The 19,078-nt window shown below is 61.9% G+C and carries 20 protein-coding genes; 5 read left to right on the top strand and 15 right to left on the bottom strand.

Annotation, left to right across the window (positions count from 1 at the left end):
• Positions 1–323 precede the first annotated feature (323 nt).
• The 5 genes from M0D66_RS16305 to ugpQ all read right to left on the bottom strand — a co-directional run bounded on the left by M0D66_RS16305 (position 324) and on the right by ugpQ (position 5,325).
• Positions 324–1,394 (bottom strand): ABC transporter ATP-binding protein, encoded by a 1,071-nt coding sequence (locus tag M0D66_RS16305; RefSeq protein WP_054035689.1) that lies wholly within the window; start codon positions 1,392–1,394, stop codon positions 324–326.
• Positions 1,395–1,426: 32 nt separating this feature from the next.
• Entirely contained in the window at positions 1,427–2,218 is a 792-nt protein-coding gene (locus tag M0D66_RS16310; RefSeq protein ID WP_093645611.1) for an ABC transporter permease, read from the bottom strand.
• Positions 2,215–3,153 carry an ABC transporter permease subunit gene (locus M0D66_RS16315; RefSeq protein ID WP_093645614.1) on the bottom strand — a complete coding sequence of 313 codons (939 nt, stop codon included), beginning with the start codon at positions 3,151–3,153 and terminating at the stop codon, positions 2,215–2,217. The genes M0D66_RS16310 and M0D66_RS16315 overlap by 4 nt, the downstream gene beginning before the upstream one ends.
• Positions 3,154–3,310: 157 nt before the next feature.
• Complete coding sequence (locus tag M0D66_RS16320; RefSeq protein WP_093645616.1) at positions 3,311–4,423, bottom strand: ABC transporter substrate-binding protein; 1,113 nt, start codon at positions 4,421–4,423, stop codon at positions 3,311–3,313.
• Positions 4,424–4,539: 116 nt separating this feature from the next.
• Complete coding sequence (ugpQ, locus tag M0D66_RS16325) at positions 4,540–5,325, bottom strand: glycerophosphodiester phosphodiesterase (RefSeq protein ID WP_266211015.1); 786 nt, start codon at positions 5,323–5,325, stop codon at positions 4,540–4,542.
• Positions 5,326–5,872: 547 nt separating this feature from the next.
• Here ugpQ and M0D66_RS16330 point away from each other — a divergent pair.
• Entirely contained in the window at positions 5,873–6,643 is a 771-nt protein-coding gene (locus M0D66_RS16330) for a DeoR/GlpR family DNA-binding transcription regulator (protein ID WP_093645621.1), read from the top strand.
• An 80-nt stretch (positions 6,644–6,723) separates the two neighbouring features.
• On the opposite strand, the gene M0D66_RS16335 is transcribed toward M0D66_RS16330, so the two are convergent.
• Positions 6,724–8,391, bottom strand: a complete 1,668-nt coding sequence (locus M0D66_RS16335) for a Na/Pi cotransporter family protein (protein ID WP_200651363.1) — start codon at positions 8,389–8,391, stop codon at positions 6,724–6,726.
• Between the two features lie 225 nt (positions 8,392–8,616).
• On the opposite strand from M0D66_RS16335, the gene M0D66_RS16340 reads away from it, so the two are divergent.
• Positions 8,617–9,300, top strand: a complete 684-nt coding sequence (locus M0D66_RS16340) for an HAD family phosphatase (RefSeq protein ID WP_266211016.1) — start codon at positions 8,617–8,619, stop codon at positions 9,298–9,300.
• Between the two features lie 30 nt (positions 9,301–9,330).
• Here the strand turns inward: M0D66_RS16340 and M0D66_RS16345 are convergent, their stop codons facing one another.
• The 3 genes from M0D66_RS16345 to tauA are packed head-to-tail and all read right to left on the bottom strand — an operon-like array spanning position 9,331 to position 12,074.
• Complete coding sequence (locus M0D66_RS16345) at positions 9,331–10,164, bottom strand: ABC transporter permease subunit (protein WP_266211061.1); 834 nt, start codon at positions 10,162–10,164, stop codon at positions 9,331–9,333.
• Positions 10,165–10,196: 32 nt separating this feature from the next.
• Positions 10,197–11,009, bottom strand: coding sequence for a taurine ABC transporter ATP-binding protein (locus tag M0D66_RS16350; RefSeq protein WP_200651360.1), 813 nt, complete (start codon positions 11,007–11,009; stop codon positions 10,197–10,199).
• A 42-nt stretch (positions 11,010–11,051) separates the two neighbouring features.
• Positions 11,052–12,074 (bottom strand): taurine ABC transporter substrate-binding protein, encoded by a 1,023-nt coding sequence (tauA, locus tag M0D66_RS16355; RefSeq protein ID WP_200651359.1) that lies wholly within the window; start codon positions 12,072–12,074, stop codon positions 11,052–11,054.
• Positions 12,075–12,315: 241 nt separating this feature from the next.
• On the opposite strand from tauA, the gene M0D66_RS16360 reads away from it, so the two are divergent.
• The gene (locus tag M0D66_RS16360; RefSeq protein ID WP_266211017.1) at positions 12,316–12,795 is read left to right on the top strand and encodes a hypothetical protein; all 480 of its coding nucleotides are present in this window, start codon (positions 12,316–12,318) and stop codon (positions 12,793–12,795) included.
• 54 nt (positions 12,796–12,849) lie between these two features.
• Positions 12,850–12,984: a hypothetical protein gene (locus M0D66_RS16365; protein ID WP_266211018.1), complete on the top strand. Its 135-nt coding sequence runs from the start codon at positions 12,850–12,852 to the stop codon at positions 12,982–12,984.
• Positions 12,985–13,100: 116 nt separating this feature from the next.
• Here the strand turns inward: M0D66_RS16365 and lipA are convergent, their stop codons facing one another.
• From lipA to M0D66_RS16380, 3 genes are all read right to left on the bottom strand, one after another.
• Positions 13,101–14,108: a lipoyl synthase gene (lipA, locus tag M0D66_RS16370; protein WP_054035853.1), complete on the bottom strand. Its 1,008-nt coding sequence runs from the start codon at positions 14,106–14,108 to the stop codon at positions 13,101–13,103.
• 13 nt (positions 14,109–14,121) lie between these two features.
• Entirely contained in the window at positions 14,122–14,847 is a 726-nt protein-coding gene (gene lipB, locus M0D66_RS16375; protein WP_175051934.1) for a lipoyl(octanoyl) transferase LipB, read from the bottom strand.
• 135 nt (positions 14,848–14,982) lie between these two features.
• Complete coding sequence (locus tag M0D66_RS16380) at positions 14,983–15,309, bottom strand: DUF2917 domain-containing protein (protein WP_093645639.1); 327 nt, start codon at positions 15,307–15,309, stop codon at positions 14,983–14,985.
• A gap of 98 nt (positions 15,310–15,407) precedes the next feature.
• On the opposite strand from M0D66_RS16380, the gene M0D66_RS16385 reads away from it, so the two are divergent.
• Positions 15,408–16,376 carry a transcriptional regulator GcvA gene (locus tag M0D66_RS16385; protein ID WP_093645641.1) on the top strand — a complete coding sequence of 323 codons (969 nt, stop codon included), beginning with the start codon at positions 15,408–15,410 and terminating at the stop codon, positions 16,374–16,376.
• 36 nt (positions 16,377–16,412) lie between these two features.
• On the opposite strand, the gene M0D66_RS16390 is transcribed toward M0D66_RS16385, so the two are convergent.
• From M0D66_RS16390 to M0D66_RS16400, 3 genes are read right to left on the bottom strand one after another with little or no spacing between them, the layout of a single operon-like run.
• A complete protein-coding gene (locus M0D66_RS16390) occupies positions 16,413–16,682 on the bottom strand; it encodes a DUF493 family protein (protein ID WP_054035680.1) in 270 nt (89 codons plus the stop codon).
• Positions 16,654–17,610 (bottom strand): D-amino acid aminotransferase, encoded by a 957-nt coding sequence (locus M0D66_RS16395; RefSeq protein ID WP_266211019.1) that lies wholly within the window; start codon positions 17,608–17,610, stop codon positions 16,654–16,656. The genes M0D66_RS16390 and M0D66_RS16395 overlap by 29 nt, the downstream gene beginning before the upstream one ends.
• A gap of 13 nt (positions 17,611–17,623) precedes the next feature.
• A complete protein-coding gene (locus M0D66_RS16400) occupies positions 17,624–18,853 on the bottom strand; it encodes a D-alanyl-D-alanine carboxypeptidase family protein (RefSeq protein ID WP_200651357.1) in 1,230 nt (409 codons plus the stop codon).
• Positions 18,854–19,078: the final 225 nt, after the last annotated feature.

Raw genomic sequence — 19,078 nt, forward strand, 5'->3', positions numbered from 1 at the left:
CGGGAGGGGAAATCAGACATCGTTGTCTCCTTGCTTTAGTTGTCGGACCGTTGCGGCCGCGGTTTCTAAATTGCAAGGTCGATGCCAGCTTGATGCAAAGCGAATCGCTTTGATTTTTATAGGTTTTTTGGCGTGTTACAGCACCCGCCGTCCGGGATTCCGGAAATCCGGACGAGGGGTGTCGGGGAATCCGGAATCCGTACAGGCCGCGAATCCGGGAAAACCCGGAGAGCCTTTGGGGCTGCGGCTTTCGCCTGTTTCAGCCGAAACCGCCTGGTCTGTACGCGGGGTTTTCGCCCACGTCAGACACTGCTGTTCGGCTTCTATGCACCACCCTCTTCCAGCACCAGCAAGTTCTCGTGCGAGAAACCCAGCGATACCGGTTGACCCCGTTCGGGCAAGCCGCGATTCGGGTCGTTGAACACATCGAGTGAAATCACCGCGTCTTTCACGCGCGTTCTGATGCGCACCACCGCGCCGAGGAAATTCACTTCTTCGACAGTCGCGTTCAGCGTATTGCGACCCGGCGCGGCCGGTTCCAGCACAATGGCTTCGGGGCGCAGGGCGAGCATGCGCTTTTTGCCCGCATCGTCTGCCGGCAGTTCTTGCGTGGTGGTCAGCTCCTGACCGTCGACGGCCATCTTGCCGGTTTTCGGGTCGATCACATGCCCCGCCAGAATGTTCAGCGTGCCGACGAATGACGCGACGAAGCGCGTGCGCGGATAGTTGTAGATCTCCGAGGGCGAGCCGATCTGTTCGACGCGCCCCTCGTTCATCACCACGATGCGGTCGGAAATGGACAGCGCTTCTTCCTGATCGTGCGTGACGAAAATCGACGTGATGCCCAACTCGCGCTGCAACGCACGGATGTCTTGCCGCAACGAAATGCGGATCTTCGCGTCGAGCGCCGACAGCGGTTCGTCGAGCAACAGCACCTGCGGCTTGCCGGCGAGGGCGCGCGCCAGCGCCACGCGTTGCTGCTGGCCACCCGACAACTGCCACGGATAGCGTTCACCGAGATGCGGCAGCTTGATCAGTTGCAGCATCTCCTCGACGCGCTTCTTGATCTCCGCCTGCGGACGGTGCGTGATCTTCAAACCGAAGCCGATGTTATCGGCCACCGTCATGTTCGGAAACAGCGCATACGACTGGAACACCATGCCGACCTTGCGCTGCCGGGTACGCAGGTGCGTCACGTCCTTGTTATCCAGCCGGATGATGCCGCGCGTCGGCGTTTCGAAGCCGGCGATCATGCGCAGCACCGTGGTCTTGCCACAGCCGGACGGCCCAAGAAACGTGATGAATTCGCCGCGCTCGATCTTCATGTCGAAGTGATGCAGCGCCGTGTTCGCCCCGAAGGACTTATGCAGATTTTCGATCTCAAGGAATGCCATGATTCGCTGCCTTAGTCGGTCAAATTAGTCCGTCAAATTTTCTGGCCGCTAAGCGCGCGTGCCGAGCCGAATACCTGAATCAAACCCATCGACGCCCATGTGATCACAAACGCGATGATCGCAAGCGCCGACGGTTCATACGCGCGGTTCGCGCCGATCAATTGCAGATACGGGCCGAACGCGGGGCGGTCGAGCAGACTTGCCAGCGTGAACTCGCCGATCACCACCGCAAAGGTGAGAAACGCGCCGGACAGAATGCCCGAGCGGATATTCGGGAAGATCACCTTGAACAGAATCGTCGGCCAGTTCGCCCCGAGGCATTCGGCGGCCTCGGTGAGCGAGCGCACATCGACCGCGCGCAAACCGGCGTCGACCGCGCGATACATATACGGCAGCGAGAGCGTCACGTAACCGAACACCAGCAACAGGTCGGTCGCGCGTTCGTTGGCCGTGAGCGGCAGAATCGAACTGCTGTTGTAGATGCGCAGATAACCGAACACGATCACGATCGCCGGCACCACCAGCGGCAACAGCGTGATGAATTCGACAACCGGCCGCAGTTTCGGCAGCCGCAACTGCACGTAGTAAGCGGTCGGGACCACCAGCAATACGCCGACAATGATCGTCAGCACCGCCATCAGGATCGAATAACCGAACGAGGCCTGAAAGCGCGGATCGCTCAGCACGACGCTATACGCCTCGAAGCTGTACACGCCGCGCTTCATGCGCAGGCTGAATTCGAAAGTGGCGAGTAACGGAATCAGAAAGTACAGCGAACCGACGATCATCGCGGTCCATGCACCCACACGCGACTGGCTTTTCATCGACGGCCCCTTTCAGCGCGTGAACGCAGCCAGATGTAGCCGCCATTCGACAAGCCCGTCACGAGCACCATGCCGAGCGCGAGCGCGTAGCCGAGGTTCTGGTTGTGCATCACGTCGCCGCGAATCTGCGCGTACAGCAGGATCGTGACGATGTTCAGCGAACTGCCGGTCAGTGCGTAAGCCGTGGCGACCGCGCCGAACGAATTGGCGAACAGCAGCAGCGTCGCGCCAAGCACGCTCGGCCACAACACCGGCAACGCCACGTGACGCCAGTATTGGAAGGCCGTACCGCCAAGGCAGTCACAGGCTTCGCGCCACTCGCGCTTCAGGCCGTCGAGCGCGGGCGTGACGATCAGCACCATCAAGGGAATCTGGAAGTACAGGTAAGTCAGCGTCAATCCCGAGAAGCTCAGAACGCTGAAGCCCGTCGAGTACAGATTGAAGCCGAGGTACTTCTTCAGCAATACGGTCACGAGACCGACGCGCCCGAGCGTACAGATGAAGGCGAACGCGAGCGGCACACCGGCAAAATTCGAGGCGACACCGGAAAACGTCATCAACGTAGGACGAATCCAGCCCGGCAATTTGCCTTGCACCGCCGCCCACGCGAGCAGCGAGCCGATCAACGCGCCGCCGAGCGCGGAAGCGGCGCTCACCTTGAAGCTGATCCAGTAGGCGTCCAGCACCGTGGGCTGGAGCAGGTCGCGAAAGTTGCCGAGTGTGAAGTGGCCTTGCGGATCCTGAAACGCGCCGACCATCAGGAAGCCGGTCGGCAGAATCAGGAACAGCAGTGCGAAGGTGAAAAACGGCACCACGCCGATCCAGGCGAGAAACTGCGACGCGCGGCCCGGACCGTTGACGCGAGGCGTTGGCGTGGGCACAGGCGGAACCAGCAATTCCGGCTGCACCGATCCAGCATCCGATGAAGCGCTCATAGCTCACCCTTAGGCAATCTGGCTAACGCGTGGCGCGCCGCGCTCATGGAGCGGCACGCTATCTTTGAAACTGCGCGTTGCGGTTAGAGGCGGCGGCGTGTGCAGCCTGCGATTGCTCGCTGCTGCATGGCCGCCGCAACCGCGTGCGCCGCGGCAATTACTTGACGTTCGCGCCGACCGTTTCGTCCCAGTGCTTCGTGATGGTGTCCTTATAAGCGTCCTGTTGGGACAGCGTCGGGAACACCACATTCTTGTACGACGACGGCGGCGGCAGCTTGTCGAGCAGCGCTTGCGGGACCTTCTTCGCTGCCACCAATTCGTTATAGCGCATCGGGTGGCAATAGCCGGTCAGCCAGCCGATCTGGCCTTCGTCGGAGTACAGGTATTCCATCCACAGCTTGGCGGCGTTCGGATGCGGTGCGTAGGCGCTGATCGCCTGAACGTACACACCCGCGACCACGCCCGTCTTCGGAATCACCACCTGCACCTTCGGATTGCCCTTCAGCGTGTCGCGATCGGCTAGCGCGTTGTAGTCCCAACGCACGACGATCGGCGTGGTGCCTTGCGCGAGCGATGCGGCCTTGCCGATCACCGGCACGAAGTTGCCGTTCTTGTTCAGGTCGGCGAAATACTTGAGGCCGGCCTTGTCCGCCTTGCTCACATCGCCCTTGCTTTGCGACAGACCTGCCGCGAACACGGCCTGGATCGCCTGATTGGCCGTGCGCGGGTCGCCGGCCAGCGAGACGGCGTTCTTATAGTCTGACTTGAGCAGATCGCTCCAGTCGGACGGCGCCTTGTCGATCATGTCGGCGTTCACTTCAAACGACAGCACGCCGTAGTAATCGCCATACCAATAGCCATCGGCGTCTTTCGACTCTTTGGGAATCGAGTTCCACGAAGCGACCTTGTACGGCTGCAGCAAACCCTCGGCCTTCGCGGTCGGACCGAACGACAGACCCACGTCGATCACGTCAGGCGCTTGCGGACCCTTATTGCCCTTGTTCGCCTTGATGGCTTCGACTTCGTCGCCCGAACCCGCATCCGGATTCAGCTCGTTGATCTTGATGCCGTATTTCTTCTGAAAGCCGGCCACCAGTGCACCGTAGTTGCACCAGTCGTGCGGCAACGCGATCACGGTGAGTTGGCCTTCCTGCTTGGCGGCTGCGACCAGTGCGTCGAGCGGCGCGGCCGAGGCGCTGCTCACGCCGGCTGCGGCGACACCCGCAGCGGCCGACATCGAAAGTAAACGAGCTAACGCGGTGCGCTTCATAGTTATCCCCATCCTCTGCCGAAATTGCTACGTTTGGAAAATTTCTAATTTCTAGCTCTATGGGCGCACACCTGTGCAAGCTCGCACTCGCGCACCCGCGCCATGCCCGGTCCGGCTCAGTCTGGATTCACCGGCGCCGAAAACATGTCGTGCTCCAGTCTATCGATGCGATCTGTACAAATCATGTCGACGCCCCATTGCGCCAGCAACTGCGCGCGCTCGGGATCGTTTACCGTGTAGGCCAGCACGCGCAGTCCGGCCGCCTTGATCTCGGCGACGAGCGGCTCGGTCAGGTACCGGTGGCTCGCATGCAGCGACACGCAGTCCAGTTCCCGCACGATGCGCAGCCAGTCAGCCGGCACCTCTTCGAACAACATGCCGCGCCGCAGCGAGGGTGCCGCCTCGCGCGCAGCAGCCAGTGCCTCGAACGAAAACGATGACAGCAGTGGCGGCGTTTGCCCTTGCCACAAAATCAGCGCGCCGCTTGCGACCAGGCGCCCGGTGATCTCGTCGCGCCCTGGGCAGGGTTTGATTTCGATGTTGGCGGCGATGTCATCTTGTGCACAGCGCGCGGCGGCCTCGGCGAGCGTCGGCAGATGCGTGCCGACGAACTGCGGCCCGAACCAGGCGCCGGCATCGAGCGCGGCCAACTGGTCCCATGTGTGATCGGCAGCGGCGCCATGACCGTTGGTGGTGCGTTCCAGCGTGTCGTCGTGCAACAGAAAGAGCTGGTTGTCAGCAGAGAGTTTGGCGTCGAACTCGACCATGCGGTAGCCGCAGCGCACGCATGCGTCGAAGCCGGCCAGCGTGTTCTCCGGCGCCAGCGTGCCGCCGCAGCGATGCGCAACCAGCCTCGGATACGGCCAGTCTGCGGATAAGGTGCGATCAATCCCGTTTCCCACGTCTCGTTACCTTCCAGATAGAGCGGGTTAAATATGCTCTCGACACGTTCCCAGCTGCCACTGCCGTCATGCCACACCTGCGCCATGCAGCCTTTACGCGTGAGCCCCGCGCGTAGTATCGCGCCAATGGGCGACGCTGCGATAGCTGGCTGCACTGCCAACGCCGCGCACTGCCGCAATCTTATTGTCAGGATGCCGAACCGTACGGCTTCCCGGCAGCGAGGTATACAGTAGCGAACGGTTCAGACGGCAGATCCCAAGATCCATTATGGCGACGACATGTGTCTATCAAATTGCCAAAAAACGCCGCGAAATGCTCGAAATCGGACATTTCAATTCCTTTTCGAACATTTGATGTTCGAAATATGCGCCGCGCTTCGATCTGCGAAGGCTAAGGTTAAATACACAAACTTGCAAGCTGCCAAAAAAATACAACACAATTCGACTAAAGTAGTACGCTTGTCATTGTCCGGACACACATCCATGTCCACGATGACACTATTAAAACAAGCTGTGTGAACGCGCGTTCGCATCCAAGGAATAATGCATGTGGCAGGAAGACCGTCATCAGAGAATTCGCGCGTTGCTGTCCACGCTTCAACGCGTGTCGACCGAACGGATCATGGCGGACCTTGGGGTGTCGCGCGAAACGGTGCGGCGCGATCTGCTCGACCTGGAGGCACTTGGTGAATTGCGGCGCGTGCATGGCGGCGCAATCAAACCTGCCGACGAAGCGCCGATCGCCGAGCGCGCTCACACGCGCGTCAAATCCAAAACGGCAATTGCCAAGGCGGCCATCGGTTTGATCGCGAGCGGCCAGACGCTTTTCATCGACGCGGGCACCACCACCGCGGCGCTCGCTGAAGAGCTGGCGAAACTGGCGAACCTGACGATCGTCACCAATTCCATCGACGTCGCGCTGAAAATGCGTGGCGCCGTGGATCAAACGGAAACAGCCAACGAAGTGATTCTGCTCGGCGGCTCGATCAGCGATCGGGCGATGGCGACCACCGGCGCGACCACTGTGCTCGACATCCAGCGCTATCGTGCTGACATGGCCCTGCTCTCGCCGGTCGGCATCGATCACCGGCACGGCGCGACCAACTACGATCACGCTGAAACCGAAGTGGCGCGCGCCATGGTCGCCAACGCAGACCGCGTCGTGATCCTCGCCGACTACAGCAAGATCGGTCAACGCAGCCGGATTTCGTACTGTCCGGTCGATCGGATCGATGTGCTGGTCACCAACAAAAAGGCGGCCGAAGCCGCCGACTTTGCATCGCTGAAAAAGAAGCTGGAAGAGATCGTTCTGGCTTAGGGCGCCGGTGCGTTCGGCGCTTTGCACGAACGCTTCAAGGAACACTTCATGGAGCGCTGCAAGCGCGCCGCGCAAGCCGCTTATTCCTTCACATGCATCGTGTCGAGCACGCGCTTGCGCAAGCGCGTGTCGCGCAGCGCGCCGGCAGCTTCGAGCACCGGATAGGCCGTCGAGCAGAACAGCGAATTGAGCCGCTTCATGTCGCTGATCAGATCCAGATGCAACGCGCTGGTCTCGATGCTGCGCAAGGTTTGTCCGGCGAGCCGATCCAGGTGCTTGTATGAATACGCGCGCTCCAGATCGCGAAAGCGCTCTTTCTCCGCCAGCAGCCGCTCGGCGCAACGCAGATCGTTATTCAGAAACACCGAGAGGCCAAGCTGCAGATTGCTGACGAGCCGTGCCTGAAGGTCGTCCAGTTCGCCCAGCCCCTCCTCCGAAAACGACAGCCGGTGCGCGATCTTCTTTTCCTCGATATCGCCGACGATCCGCTCGATGATGTCGCCCGCATGCTCCAGGTTAATCGTCAACGAGATGATGTCGGTCCAGCGGCGGCTATCGGCTTCGTCGAGTTGCTCGCGCGAGATCAGCGTCAGATAGGTTTTGACCGCGGCGTAGAGCTGGTCGACGTCGTCGTCCATCCGGACCGTTTCGCGCGCCTTGTCGAGGCTGTTTTCATGGATCAGGCCCGCAACGTTATCGAGCATGGTGCGCACAATGTCGCCAATGCGCAGCACCTCGCGTGCGGCGTTCGCGAGTGCGAGCGTGGGCGTGGAAAGCGCGGCGGCATCCAGATGCAGCGGCCGCAGTTCACCGTTGGGCTGCGGCCGGTTCGGCAACACCCGCGTGCAGATACGCGCCACCGGATCGATCAGCGAGAGACATGCGCAGCAACGCAGCGTGTTGTAGATCACGTGAAAGCCGACCACGGCTTCGCGTGGATTCGCGATCAGCACCGGCAGCCCGCGTGCAAGCAGCGGCGCGAACGGCAGGATCAGCAACGCGCCGGCCAGCTTGAACGCCAGACTGCCCAGGGCCAGACGCCGCGCCGCCGCGTTCTGCGCGAGGGTGCCCATCAGCGCCAGCAAGCCGCTGCCGAGATTCGCACCGATCACGAGACACAGCGCCACCTTGAGCGAGATCACGCCCGACGAGGCAAGCGTTGCTGTCAGCAGGACCGCCGCGAGACTCGAATAAGACAGCATGGCAAATGCCGCACCGACCAGCGCGTCGAGCATGGTGTCGCCGGTCAGCGCGCCGAACATCACGCGTACGCCGGCGCCTTGCATCATCGGCTGGGCGGCTTCAACGATCAGGTGCAGCGCCAGCAGGATCAAGCCAAGCCCGATCAGCGTACGCCCGACCTGGCCCGTGCGGGTTTGCTTGCGCGACAAAAAGAGCGGCACGCCGAACAGAATCAGGATCGGCGACAGCCATGTCAGATCGAGAGTCAGCAGCCGCGCCATCAGTGCGGTGCCGACGTCGGCGCCAAGCATGATGGCGAGGCCGCTGGTGAGCGGCAGAAGACCTTGCGCGGCGAACGAGGTGACGATCACCGCCGTTGCATTGCTGCTTTGCACGAGGCTTGTGACGCCAACGCCAGAAAGGAAGGCGCGCCAGCGGCTACTGGTGCTGCGCCCGAGGACAGTACGCAGATCGGCGCCGAGCACGCGCAGGATGCCGGTACGTACGATGTGCGAGCCCCACACGAGGAGCGCCACACCAGCCAGAAGGTTAAGGAGAATCAACATAAGGCACTGCGCATCCGTTCCTGCTGCCATGACCCGAACCGCATGCCGCGTGAACCGGCACCCGGGGCGTTTATGACAGTAGTGTTGCACATTTTTGCCTTATTGTAATTTTGTGCTTTTAAATATACGCTCGTGCCGAACCGTGGATTGCTGTGTACCGGCTCGTCGTCCGGACCGCAATTCACTCGATCACTTCGTTTGCCCACTTCATCACAAGGACTCTGGATGAGCCGCAACCTTGCGCTGTTCGACCTGGACCATACGCTGCTGCCGCTCGATAGCGATCAGGCGTGGGCCCATTTCATCGCCGGACTGGGCATAGAAGGCGCTGCGCAGCACGCGGAAGAAATCGACGATTACTACCGGCAGTATGTGGCCGGCACGCTCGATATGGCCGCCTATCTGAACTACACGTTGGCGCCGCTCGCTCGCCACTCGCGCGAACAGCTCGACGCGTGGCATGCGCAGTTCATGAGGGATGTGATTGCGCCGGCGATCCTGCCGGCTGCACGGGAACTCGTGCAACGTCATATTGAAGCGGGCGACCTGTGCTGCATCGTCACCGCCACCAATGTGTTCATTACGAAACCGATCGGCAAGGCACTCGGCTTTGAACATCTGCTGGGGATCGATCTCGGCACCGAAGGCGGCGATCCTTTGGCGCGCTTTACCGGAACCGCTGTCGGCGTGCCGACCTTCCGTGAAGGCAAAATCACGCGCACCGAGAGCTGGCTGGCTTCGCTCGGTCATCGTCTGCAGGATTTTCCGCAGAGCTGGTTCTATAGCGATTCGATCAACGATGTGCCTTTGCTCGAGCTCGTGACGCATCCGGTCGCGACCAATCCCGACCCGCGCCTGCGCGCCATTGCCACAGATCGCGGCTGGCCGGTGATTGAATTGTTTGCTTGAGATTGCGCGGACTCTCGGCGCGGGCGGCGGCTACACACGGCCCTTCCACGGCACCAGCCGCCGCTCCAAAGCACGCATGCCAAGATCGAACAGCCACGCGATCAGTCCGATCAGCACGATGCCCATCACCACCACATCGGTACGCAGAAAGCTCGACGCGTTGAGCACCATCTGACCCAAGCCGGCAGTGGCCGCGACCATCTCGGCGGCAACCAGGGTGGTCCAGCCGAAGCCGATGGCAATCCGCAAGCCGGTGAGGATCTCAGGCAACGCCGCCGGCAGGACCACATAGCGCACGATCTGCCCGAAGCGGCCACCCAGCGAATACGCCGCATGAATCTGCTCGATGGTCGCGCTGCGCACACCGGCACGCGCCGCCATTGCAATCGGTGCAAAGCAGGCGAGATAGATCACGACGATCTTCGCGGTCTCGTCGATGCCGAACCAGATCACCACCAGCGGCAAATACGCAAGCGGCGGCAACGGCCGGTAGAACTCAAGAGGCGGATCGAGCAAGCCGCGTGCAACCCGGCTTACGCCCATCATGATGCCGACCGGCACCGCCGTGACCGCCGCCAGCGCGAACGCACCGAACACGCGCAGCGCACTCCATGCGAGATGCTCCGAGAGTGGCAAGCCGCCTTGAATACGGCCGTGCCAGGCGTCCAGAAATGCGGCCCAAACCGACTCGGGTGTCGGCAGAAAGAGTGGGGGCAGCCAGTGCAGATGCGTGGCAAGCCACCATAGCGCCGCGAGCGTCGTGACCGAGACCGCGCTCAGCGCAGCAGTCGGGCCTTCGCCCGGCAAACGCCAGCCACGTACCGCCCGTGTTTTACGCCGCGGCGGCTCGCTTGTCTGGGTCAGGGGCACGGTGCCCAACGATTCACGTGAGACCGTCACGACAGCACCTCTTCCTGGTCCTGGTTGCGCTCACCCCGTTCGTGCAGGCGGTGCACCAGCCGTTCGCGCCACTCGATGAAATCCGGCGACGACTTCACCGCACGCGCGTCGCGTGTCTCGAGAAAACGCTGCGCGAATGGCAGGTCGTAGCTCTCGGCGATGCGCCCGGGTCCCGGTGTCATCACAACGAGGCGTGTCGCCAGAAACAGCGCTTCCTCCACGCTATGCGTAATGAAGAACACCGTCTTGCGTGTGCGGCCCCAAACGTCGAGCACGAGTTCCTGCATCGACTCGCGCGTCATCGCGTCGAGCGCGCCCATCGGTTCGTCCATCAGCAGCACTTGCGGATCGCTTGCCAGCGCGCGTGCAATGCCCACGCGCTGCTGCATGCCGCCCGACAGCGCGTAGACCCGCGAGCGCGCATGCTTCTCAAGCCCAACCAGCGCCAGCATCTCCAGCGCGACACGCTCGCGCTGCGCCTTCGGCACACGCTGAAAACGCAGGCCGAGCGCGACATTGTCGAGTACGTCGAGCCAGGGCATCAGCGCGTATTTCTGAAACACGACGCCGCGATCCGCGCCCGGTCCAAGCACGGGTTCGCCGTTCAGACGCACCTCGCCTTCGGTCGGCTGAATGAAACCGGCGATGCAGTTCAGCAAAGTCGTCTTGCCGCAACCGGACGCACCCAGCGCAACGACGAACTCACCCGGTTCGATGTGCAGATCGACGTCAGCGAGCGCGATGTGCGGCGCCGCGCCACGTGCGCCTTCGTAGGCGACGTGCAGCCGCCGTATCTCAAGACCGCTCATCGCCATGCTCCATGATGCTGATGGGTCAGCACGTTTAAAAAGTTAATGCGCCGCACGCTGTACGAACTGCGGATCGACGCCGGTCGAGTAATCGGCCAGCACGTTCTGAATCGTGCCTTGCGTCTTCAGGAATGCAGCGGTTGCGGCGAGCGATTTAGCCGCGCCGGATTGTGCACCGCCGCCAAGCCATGCATTCGAGGCCTGCTGAGCCGGCGTCGGGAATGCATACAGTGCGAGGCTCGCCGGCACTTCCTGCGCGGTGGCGCCGGACTCCTTCGCAACCGCCTCGACCTGCGGCGACGTCGCGGTCCATGCCGACGTGTGATCGCGATAGCTCGCATCGGTCGCGGCCAGCACCTTCACGAAGCGCGCGACGAACTCGGCGTTCTGGCTCGCGAACTTGCGATCGACGACGAAGCCGTCGAACGTCGCCTTGCCGGTTTGCTGCGCGACCTGCCCGGACGTGATCAACACCTTGCCGTTCTTCTTCACCTTCGCCAGCACCGGGTCCCAGATGTAAGTCGCATCGATGTCGCCGCGCTCCCACGCCGCTGCGACTTCAGGCGGACGCAGATTAACGATCTTCACATCCGACGGATTCACGCCGGCGCTCTGCAGTGCAACCAGCGTATGAAAGTGCGAAGTCGACACGAACGGCACGCCAATCTTCTTCCCCTTCAGGCCGGCGACACTGGTGACATTGGAACCGTCTCGCGCGACCAGCGCTTCGGCGTCGTTGATGTTGTCGAGAATCCAGAACAGCGAAATATCGACGCCCTGCGACAGTCCGGCGGCAATCGGACTCGACCCCGCTTCGCCGAGTTGTACCGAGCCCGAAGCCAGCGCGCGGATCACGTCGGCGCCGCTGCCGAGCTTGCGATAGGTGACCTTGTAGCCGGTGGCTTTCTCGACTTCGCCCGTGGCCTGCGCATAACGCCAAGGCACGACCATGTCCTGATACGCGATCACGACTTCTTTGGTGTCGGCGTGTGCAATGGAAGAAAGCGGCGCGGACAGTGCGAGCAGCGTAGCGAACGCGGCGAGCGGACGAAGCAAGCGGTTCATCGAGAAACCCCTTTAGTGTGTGTTGCCTGGGAGGCTTTCGACTATAGGGAGTTTGTCCGCGGACGGTTCCAATTAATCCGCGATTGCTAATGACGCTGTTCGAGCATTGCTTTTCACGCTGAGTTGGATCGGCGCGACTGCTGCGGTGGCCAGTAGATGGGTTCTAGCGAAAGGTTACGGATTGGGATGCCTTTGCGCAAGCTGGCCGTTCGGTGGATTGTCGTGCTTCCGCGGCAACGGCATGATCAGCGAGTTGCCTTCAATCCGCATTCCTATGGTCGATTTTCTTAGCCGCTTGAGCTGGTTGTTTTTCAATATCGGCGTGCCTGTTTTTGCGCCGATTGCATTACTTCCTCTGTTGAACTTTTCGCGCTACTACCGGCACGCGGCGAAAGGTATTACACGGCGATCCATTCAGGATGGCCAGCTTTTCTGGGTCGTCATTTCGATGTGTGCCAGCGCATGCTACGAGATTGGAGGTGCGTTGAGCGAAGCGCCGACGCACAGCAGGTTAGCGCTCATGTTGGCCGCACTTCTCTGGCACGTGCTCTTTATCGTCGCAGCGTCAATACTAGTGTGCCTGGGTGCGGCCGATGCAGCGGCTCGCCAAGTGCGTCACGCGGGAGAACAGGAGCGTGATGGTTGGTTGATGTGGTTTTCGCTGCTCATAACCGTTGTCGTCGCAGTCTCCTTTTCCGCATCTCATTATTCGTTTACCTAACTAAATTCGGCGCTCTGATCTATAATTTTCATCCTAGTCTCACGGAGATCCAGCATGCCCAATTTGATCGACCGCCTCATCGAAGACCGCGCACTGCGCCATCGCTTCATCCTCTTTCTTTACCCGTTCACGATCATCGGCGGAATGATATCCGTTACTTGCAGTCTGCTCGCACGTTACTACCGCTAGGCAACGCAGGCAGATCTCAGGGCGGAACTGCTGAACCACCCACTTCCGCGCCCAAAAAACAAAGCCCGCAACATGTGCGGGCTTTGCATTTTCAAACTGACAACACACTAAACCGTTTAAACCACTCCGGCTCCATGCGCCTGCAGATCGGCGTGGTAGCTCGAGCGAACCATCGCGCCCACAGCGGCGTGCGTAAAGCCCATCTTGTACGCTTCTTCCTCGTACATCTTGAACGTGTCCGGATGCACATACGAGCGCACCGGCAGATGGTGTTCCGACGGCTGCAGATACTGGCCGATCGTCAGCATGTCCACGTCGTGCTCGCGCAGATCGCGCATCACTTGCAAAATTTCTTCTTCGGTCTCGCCGAGGCCGACCATCAGGCCGGACTTGGTCGCGACGTCCGGATGCAGCGCCTTGAAATCCTTCAGCAGCTTCAGCGAATGCGCATAGTCCGAACCGGGGCGCGCTTCCTTGTACAGACGCGGCACCGTTTCGAGGTTGTGGTTCATCACATCAGGCGGTGCGGCATTCAGAATGCCGAGCGCGCGATCCAGACGGCCGCGGAAGTCCGGCGTCAGAATTTCAATACGCGTCTCCGGCGACAGTTCTCGCGTCTGACGGATACATTCCACGAAGTGAGCAGCGCCACCATCGCGCAGATCGTCACGGTCGACGCTGGTGATCACCACGTACTTCAGCTTCAGGGCGGCGATGGTGCGTGCCAGGTTGCCCGGCTCATCCACGTCGAGCGGATCGGGGCGGCCGTGGCCGACGTCGCAGAACGGGCAGCGGCGCGTGCACTTGTCACCCATGATCATGAACGTCGCAGTGCCCTTGCCAAAGCATTCACCGATGTTCGGGCAGCTCGCTTCTTCACACACCGTGTGCAGATTGTGTTCGCGCAGGATCTGCTTGATTTCAGAAAAGCGCGAATTGCCGGTGGCCGCTTTGACGCGGATCCAGTCCGGTTTTTTCAGCTTTTCGATCGGGATGATTTTGATCGGAATACGGGCGGTTTTGGCTTGGGCTTTCTGCTTCGCGGTGGCGTCGTAGGCAGCGGCGGGAGCCGGCACGGCATCAGGAGCGGGAGAAGCTGCGAGGTTCGCGGTAACGTCAGTCATTCGTTCGGTCCAGTCAGGCGGTGAGGGCACCGGCCTGCGGTTGGGCGACGGCCGCGGGACTGCCGTCGAGGTTTGCGGTGAGGCGTGCTGCAAAGGTACGGGCCACGTCGTCCCAGCCGGCGGCAACGCCCAGCGTTGCCATGTCGACTGTTTCGAGCCCCGCGTAGCCACACGGGTTGATGGCCAGAAACGGCCGCAAGTCCATGTTCACATTCAGGCTCGCGCCGTGATAGCTGCAGCCGTTGCGGATTTTCAGACCCAGCGCGGCGATCTTGGCGCCGGCATGCAACCCGGCGTCCGGCCCGGGCGCCACGTAGATACCGGGGGCGCCTGCCTTGCGTTCTCCGGCGAGATTATACGCCGCGAGGGTGTCGATCACGGCCTGCTCGATCCGGGTGACCATCTCGCGCACCATCAGCTTGCGTCGGCGCAGGTCCAGCAACAGGTAGGCAACCACCTGTCCGGGGCCGTGATACGTGATCTGCCCGCCCCGGTCGACTTTCACAAGCGGAATGCCGCTGTCGGCGGCCAGCAGATGCGCCGGATCGCCGGCCTGGCCAAGCGTGAAGACGGGGGGGTGTTCAACCAGCCAGATCTCGTCGGGTGTATCGGCGGTGCGCGCGTCGGTGAACGCGCGCATCGCTTCAAAACTGGCTTCGTAAGGTTCGTTGCCGAGCCAGCGCAGCGTAAGCGGCGCCGTGGCGGGCAAGGGAGACGGGGAAACCGGGGTGGTGCACATGATCCCGACAGTTTACCGAAATCTGGGCATCCCCGCCGGACGCGCCCACTTTGGGACTCGGGGCGCTTCGTTTCGCGCCTGAGCGCCGTTCAACTTCAGCGCCGCTCCGCCATCGCGTCACGGCGCCGCCAGCGCTCACACCGTGCGCCAGCCCCCACGCATGCGGGCCGCCAGCCGTTCGCCCACCCGCGCGAGCCAGTTGAGCGCACGCTCATCGCAGCGTGTCGGCACTGAAAACGCGACCTTCGCATGCGTGCTGCCCTCGGCGCTCAACCATAGCCGTTCGCCGCGCCGCAGCCGTAGCGTATGGCCGGGCTGCAGCCAGTAGTCTTCGGTATCGTCGCTGCGCGTGACCCACACCGCACCACCATGCACGACCAGCTTGGTGCTGCGTGCTACCTTCATAGGAATGGTTTCGCCGTTGCGGATTTCAAAGCCGATACTAGAGGAAATTTCTCGCATGATGCCCTCGCCAAAATTCGTTTCGTGACTACAATCCTAGGCGTAGCAAGGGTTTACGCAAAACGATCTATTTTCACCTCTATGTGAGAAATATTGCGATGGATCTCCGGCAATTGCCTCCGCTGAACGCCATCAAGGCGTTCGAAGCCGCCGCCCGCCACGAGAGCTTCTCGCGCGCCGCCGACGAGCTGTTCGTCACGCACGGCGCCGTCAGTCACCAGATTCGCGCGCTGGAGGAGGAATTGGGCATCGCACTGTTCGCCCGCGACGGCAAGCGCGTGCGGCTCACGGATACGGGCCGCCGCTATGCCACGCGCGTGCGCACCGCGTTAATGGCGCTGGCTGACGCCACCCGTGAAGTCCGCGCCGGCGACCGCGAACGGCGCCTCGTCGTGTCCATGCTGTCCTCGTTTGCGGCGCGCTGGGTGACGCCGCGCATCGGCAGCTTTATCGAGGCGCATCCCCAGTGGGACCTCGAACTGCTGTCCACCAACGCGCTGACGGACTTCGCGCGCGACGACGTCGACGTGGCGATCCGCTTCGGCTACGGCAAATATTCGGGGCTGCACGCGGAGTTGCTGCTGGAGGAGATCTTCTTTCCGGCTTGCGCGCCGAATTTCAACGGCGGCAAGCTGCCGCAAACGCCGGCCGATCTGGCCAAGGTTCAGTTGCTGCGCTCGGACGACGAACTCTGGCGCCCGTGGTTCGACGCCGCCGGCCTCACAGACTGGCCTGAGCCGAAACGCGGTGTGTTGTATCAGGATTCGTCGAACCTGCTGCAGGCGGCCATCGACGGCCAGGGAGTCGCGCTCACGCGCCGTTCTCTGGCGATGCACGAGATCGCGGCAGGCCGCCTTGTGCGGCTATTCGATGTGGATGGACCGAGCCCGTGGCAGTACTACTTCATCTGCCCGCCGCAGATGCTCGAAACCGCGCGTGTCAAGGCGTTCCGGGCTTGGGTATTCGAAGAAGTGGGACGGTTCAAACAGCTTTTCGAGCAGGCTTGCGAGGTGGGCTCTGCTGCAAGCGCCGATCTCCCGGCGGACGCATTGCGCGTCACGCCGTAATCCGGAGGCATCCGTAGGCACAGAGCCTGGCTGGCCTTAAAGCACCACCTTCACCATAGGATGACCAGTAAGCGCGCGATAGATATCGTCGAGCTGCGCCTGGCTGGTCGCGCGCACAGTAACCGTCAAACCGGTGTAATTGCCGCCGCTGGACGGCCGCGTTTCCACGCGAGCAGGATCGACTTCGTTATCGAACTGCCGAACCACCGTGACGATCGTCTCGGCGAACTCGGGATGCGACTTGCCCATGATCTTGATGGGAAAGTCGCACGGAAACTCAAGCAATGATTCTTTCGCTGGATTCACTTTCTACTCCTTGCTGCGCTTCTTGCGCTTCCTTGGCCTTGGCGCGCTGATAGGCCGCGTACAACGCCGCAAACACCGCGCCCGGCTTGCCGTTACCGACCGGCTGGCCGTCCAGCTGCGTGACCGGCAGCACTTCCTTGGTGGCGGAGCTGACCAGAATCTCGTCGGCGGCACGCAACTCGGCTTCGGCGATCTCGCGCGCTTCGAAGCGAATGCCGCATTCGCCCGTCAGCTCTTCGATCAGACTGTAGCGAATCCCTTCGAGAATCTTGTGGCTGCGCGGCGGCGCATACAACACGCCGTCCTTCACCATCCAGATATTCGACGACGAACCTTCGGTCAGCATGCCGTCGCGAAACTGGATCGTCTCGAACGCGTCGTTTTCGGCCGCATACTGCGCCATCAGAACATTGCCGAGCAGCGAGACCGATTTGATATCGCAATTGAGCCAGCGGCGGTCTTCGGCGGTGACGCAGCGCACGCCCTGCGCGCGCTGGGCAGCGTCCGGCAGATTCAGCGGCGTGACCATCACGAACACGGTCGGCTGGATGCCGGCCGGGAACGCGTGACCGCGCTTCGCGACACCTCGTGTGATCTGAACGTAGGCAATCGCGTCCTGATCGGCGCGCAGGCCGGCGTCTGCTTCATTGGCCGCGACTACGTGGTCGATCAGCTCCCGCCAGCCGGTATCGTCGAACGGATTGACGATGCCGATCTTGTCCAGCGAACGCGCGAGGCGCGCCAGATGATGCCGGAAGCGAAACGCCGTACGGCCGCTCGCATGCGGATACAAGGGCGCGACTTCGTAAATGCCGTCGCCGAAAATAAAGCCGCGGTCGAGAACCGGCACGCGCGCTTCGGACAAGGGCACCAGCTCGCCGTTCAGATAAACGATCGGGTCGAGCGAAACATCGGAAACAGCGGTCATCGCAATCGGGCTCTTACTTCTTCTTGTTGAACATCAGCATCAGCGAATCCCACACGCGGCCGACCACACCGGCTTGCGGAACAGCCTGCAACGCGACGATCGGGAATTGCGCCAGCACCTTGCCGTCGGCCACGAGCTTCGCGGTGCCGACCTGCTGACCGTTCGCGATCGGTGCGATCAGCGGATCGATCTGCTCGATCTGCGGCTTCACCTTGTCGCCCATGCCCTTCGGCACGGTGATGTACTGATCGCCCTTCACGCCGATCTGCACGGTGTCCTGCGCACCCTTGTAGACGCGCGGCGTGCCCAGCACCTGGTTCGCCTTGTACAGACGCACCGTGTCGTACGCGGTGTAGCCGTAGTTCAGCATCTTCAGGCTGTCCTGCACGCGGTCGTGTTCCTTGACCTCGCCCATCATCACCGAGACAAGACGGCGCGAGCCGTCGGCCGCGCCCGGCAGCGGACGCTTCGCGCTGGCGATCAGGCAATAGCCGGCCGCTTGCGTATGACCGGTCTTCAGGCCGTCCACCGTCGGGTCGATCCACAGCAGACGGTTGCGGTTCGGCTGCTTGATCTTGTTGTACGTGAATTCCTTGACCGAAAAGATGTTGTAGTAGTCGGGGAAGTCACGAATCAGGCGCGCCGACAGCACCGCGAGGTCGCCCGCCGTGGTGTAGTGCTGCGCGTCGGGCATGCCGTTCACATCGGCGAAATGCGTGTTCTTCATGCCGAGTTTCTGCGCTTCGGTGTTCATCATGTTGACGAACTGCGCTTCGCTCCCGCCCACCAGTTCGGCCAGCGCGATCGCCGCGTCGTTACCCGACTGGATGATCATGCCGTACACCAGATCGTGCACGGTCACCGGCTTGTTCGCTTCGATGAACATGCGCGATTCGTCGGTGCGCACACGGCGTACCGCTTCGCTCGGCATCACCGTCTGGTCCATCGTGATCTTCTTCGTCTGCAGTGCTTCGAAGACGAGGTACGCGGTCATCAGCTTGGTCAGCGAGGCCGGTTCGACGCGTTCGTCGGCATTGCCCGAGGCGAGCACCTGATTGCTGGTGGCGTCGACAAGCACCCACGAGCGCGCGTTCACCGCGGGCGGCGGCACCTGCGCGAACGCCGTGCTGGCAACGAGCGTTGCCGGCAGCACGATGCCGAGGGTCACGGCACGGCTAAGCGTAGTGGGAACGAAAGAAGAAACTGACGGGAATGACGTGCGGCCGGAGGTGGAGAAACGCATAGGGTCGATTCGTGCGGAAAAATACATCGCGCGCAGGGCGCACAGATTGGAGGAGCCGGTCGGCGAGCGTCAGGCCGTAAAAACGGCGCGGCGCCCATTGGACTTCCGGCGACGCGATCGGTTCGCGCAGCACGCCTCGCATCCGGCACCGCTGCGCACGAGCAAGAAGCTACTCGTCGCGCGAACTGCCGGGTGGGCAATGCTGCGCCCAAAAAAGAGCGCTCA

Origin of the sequence: Paraburkholderia sp. SECH2 (assembly GCF_030464795.1) — a bacterium.
GTDB lineage: Bacteria > Pseudomonadota > Gammaproteobacteria > Burkholderiales > Burkholderiaceae > Paraburkholderia > Paraburkholderia aspalathi.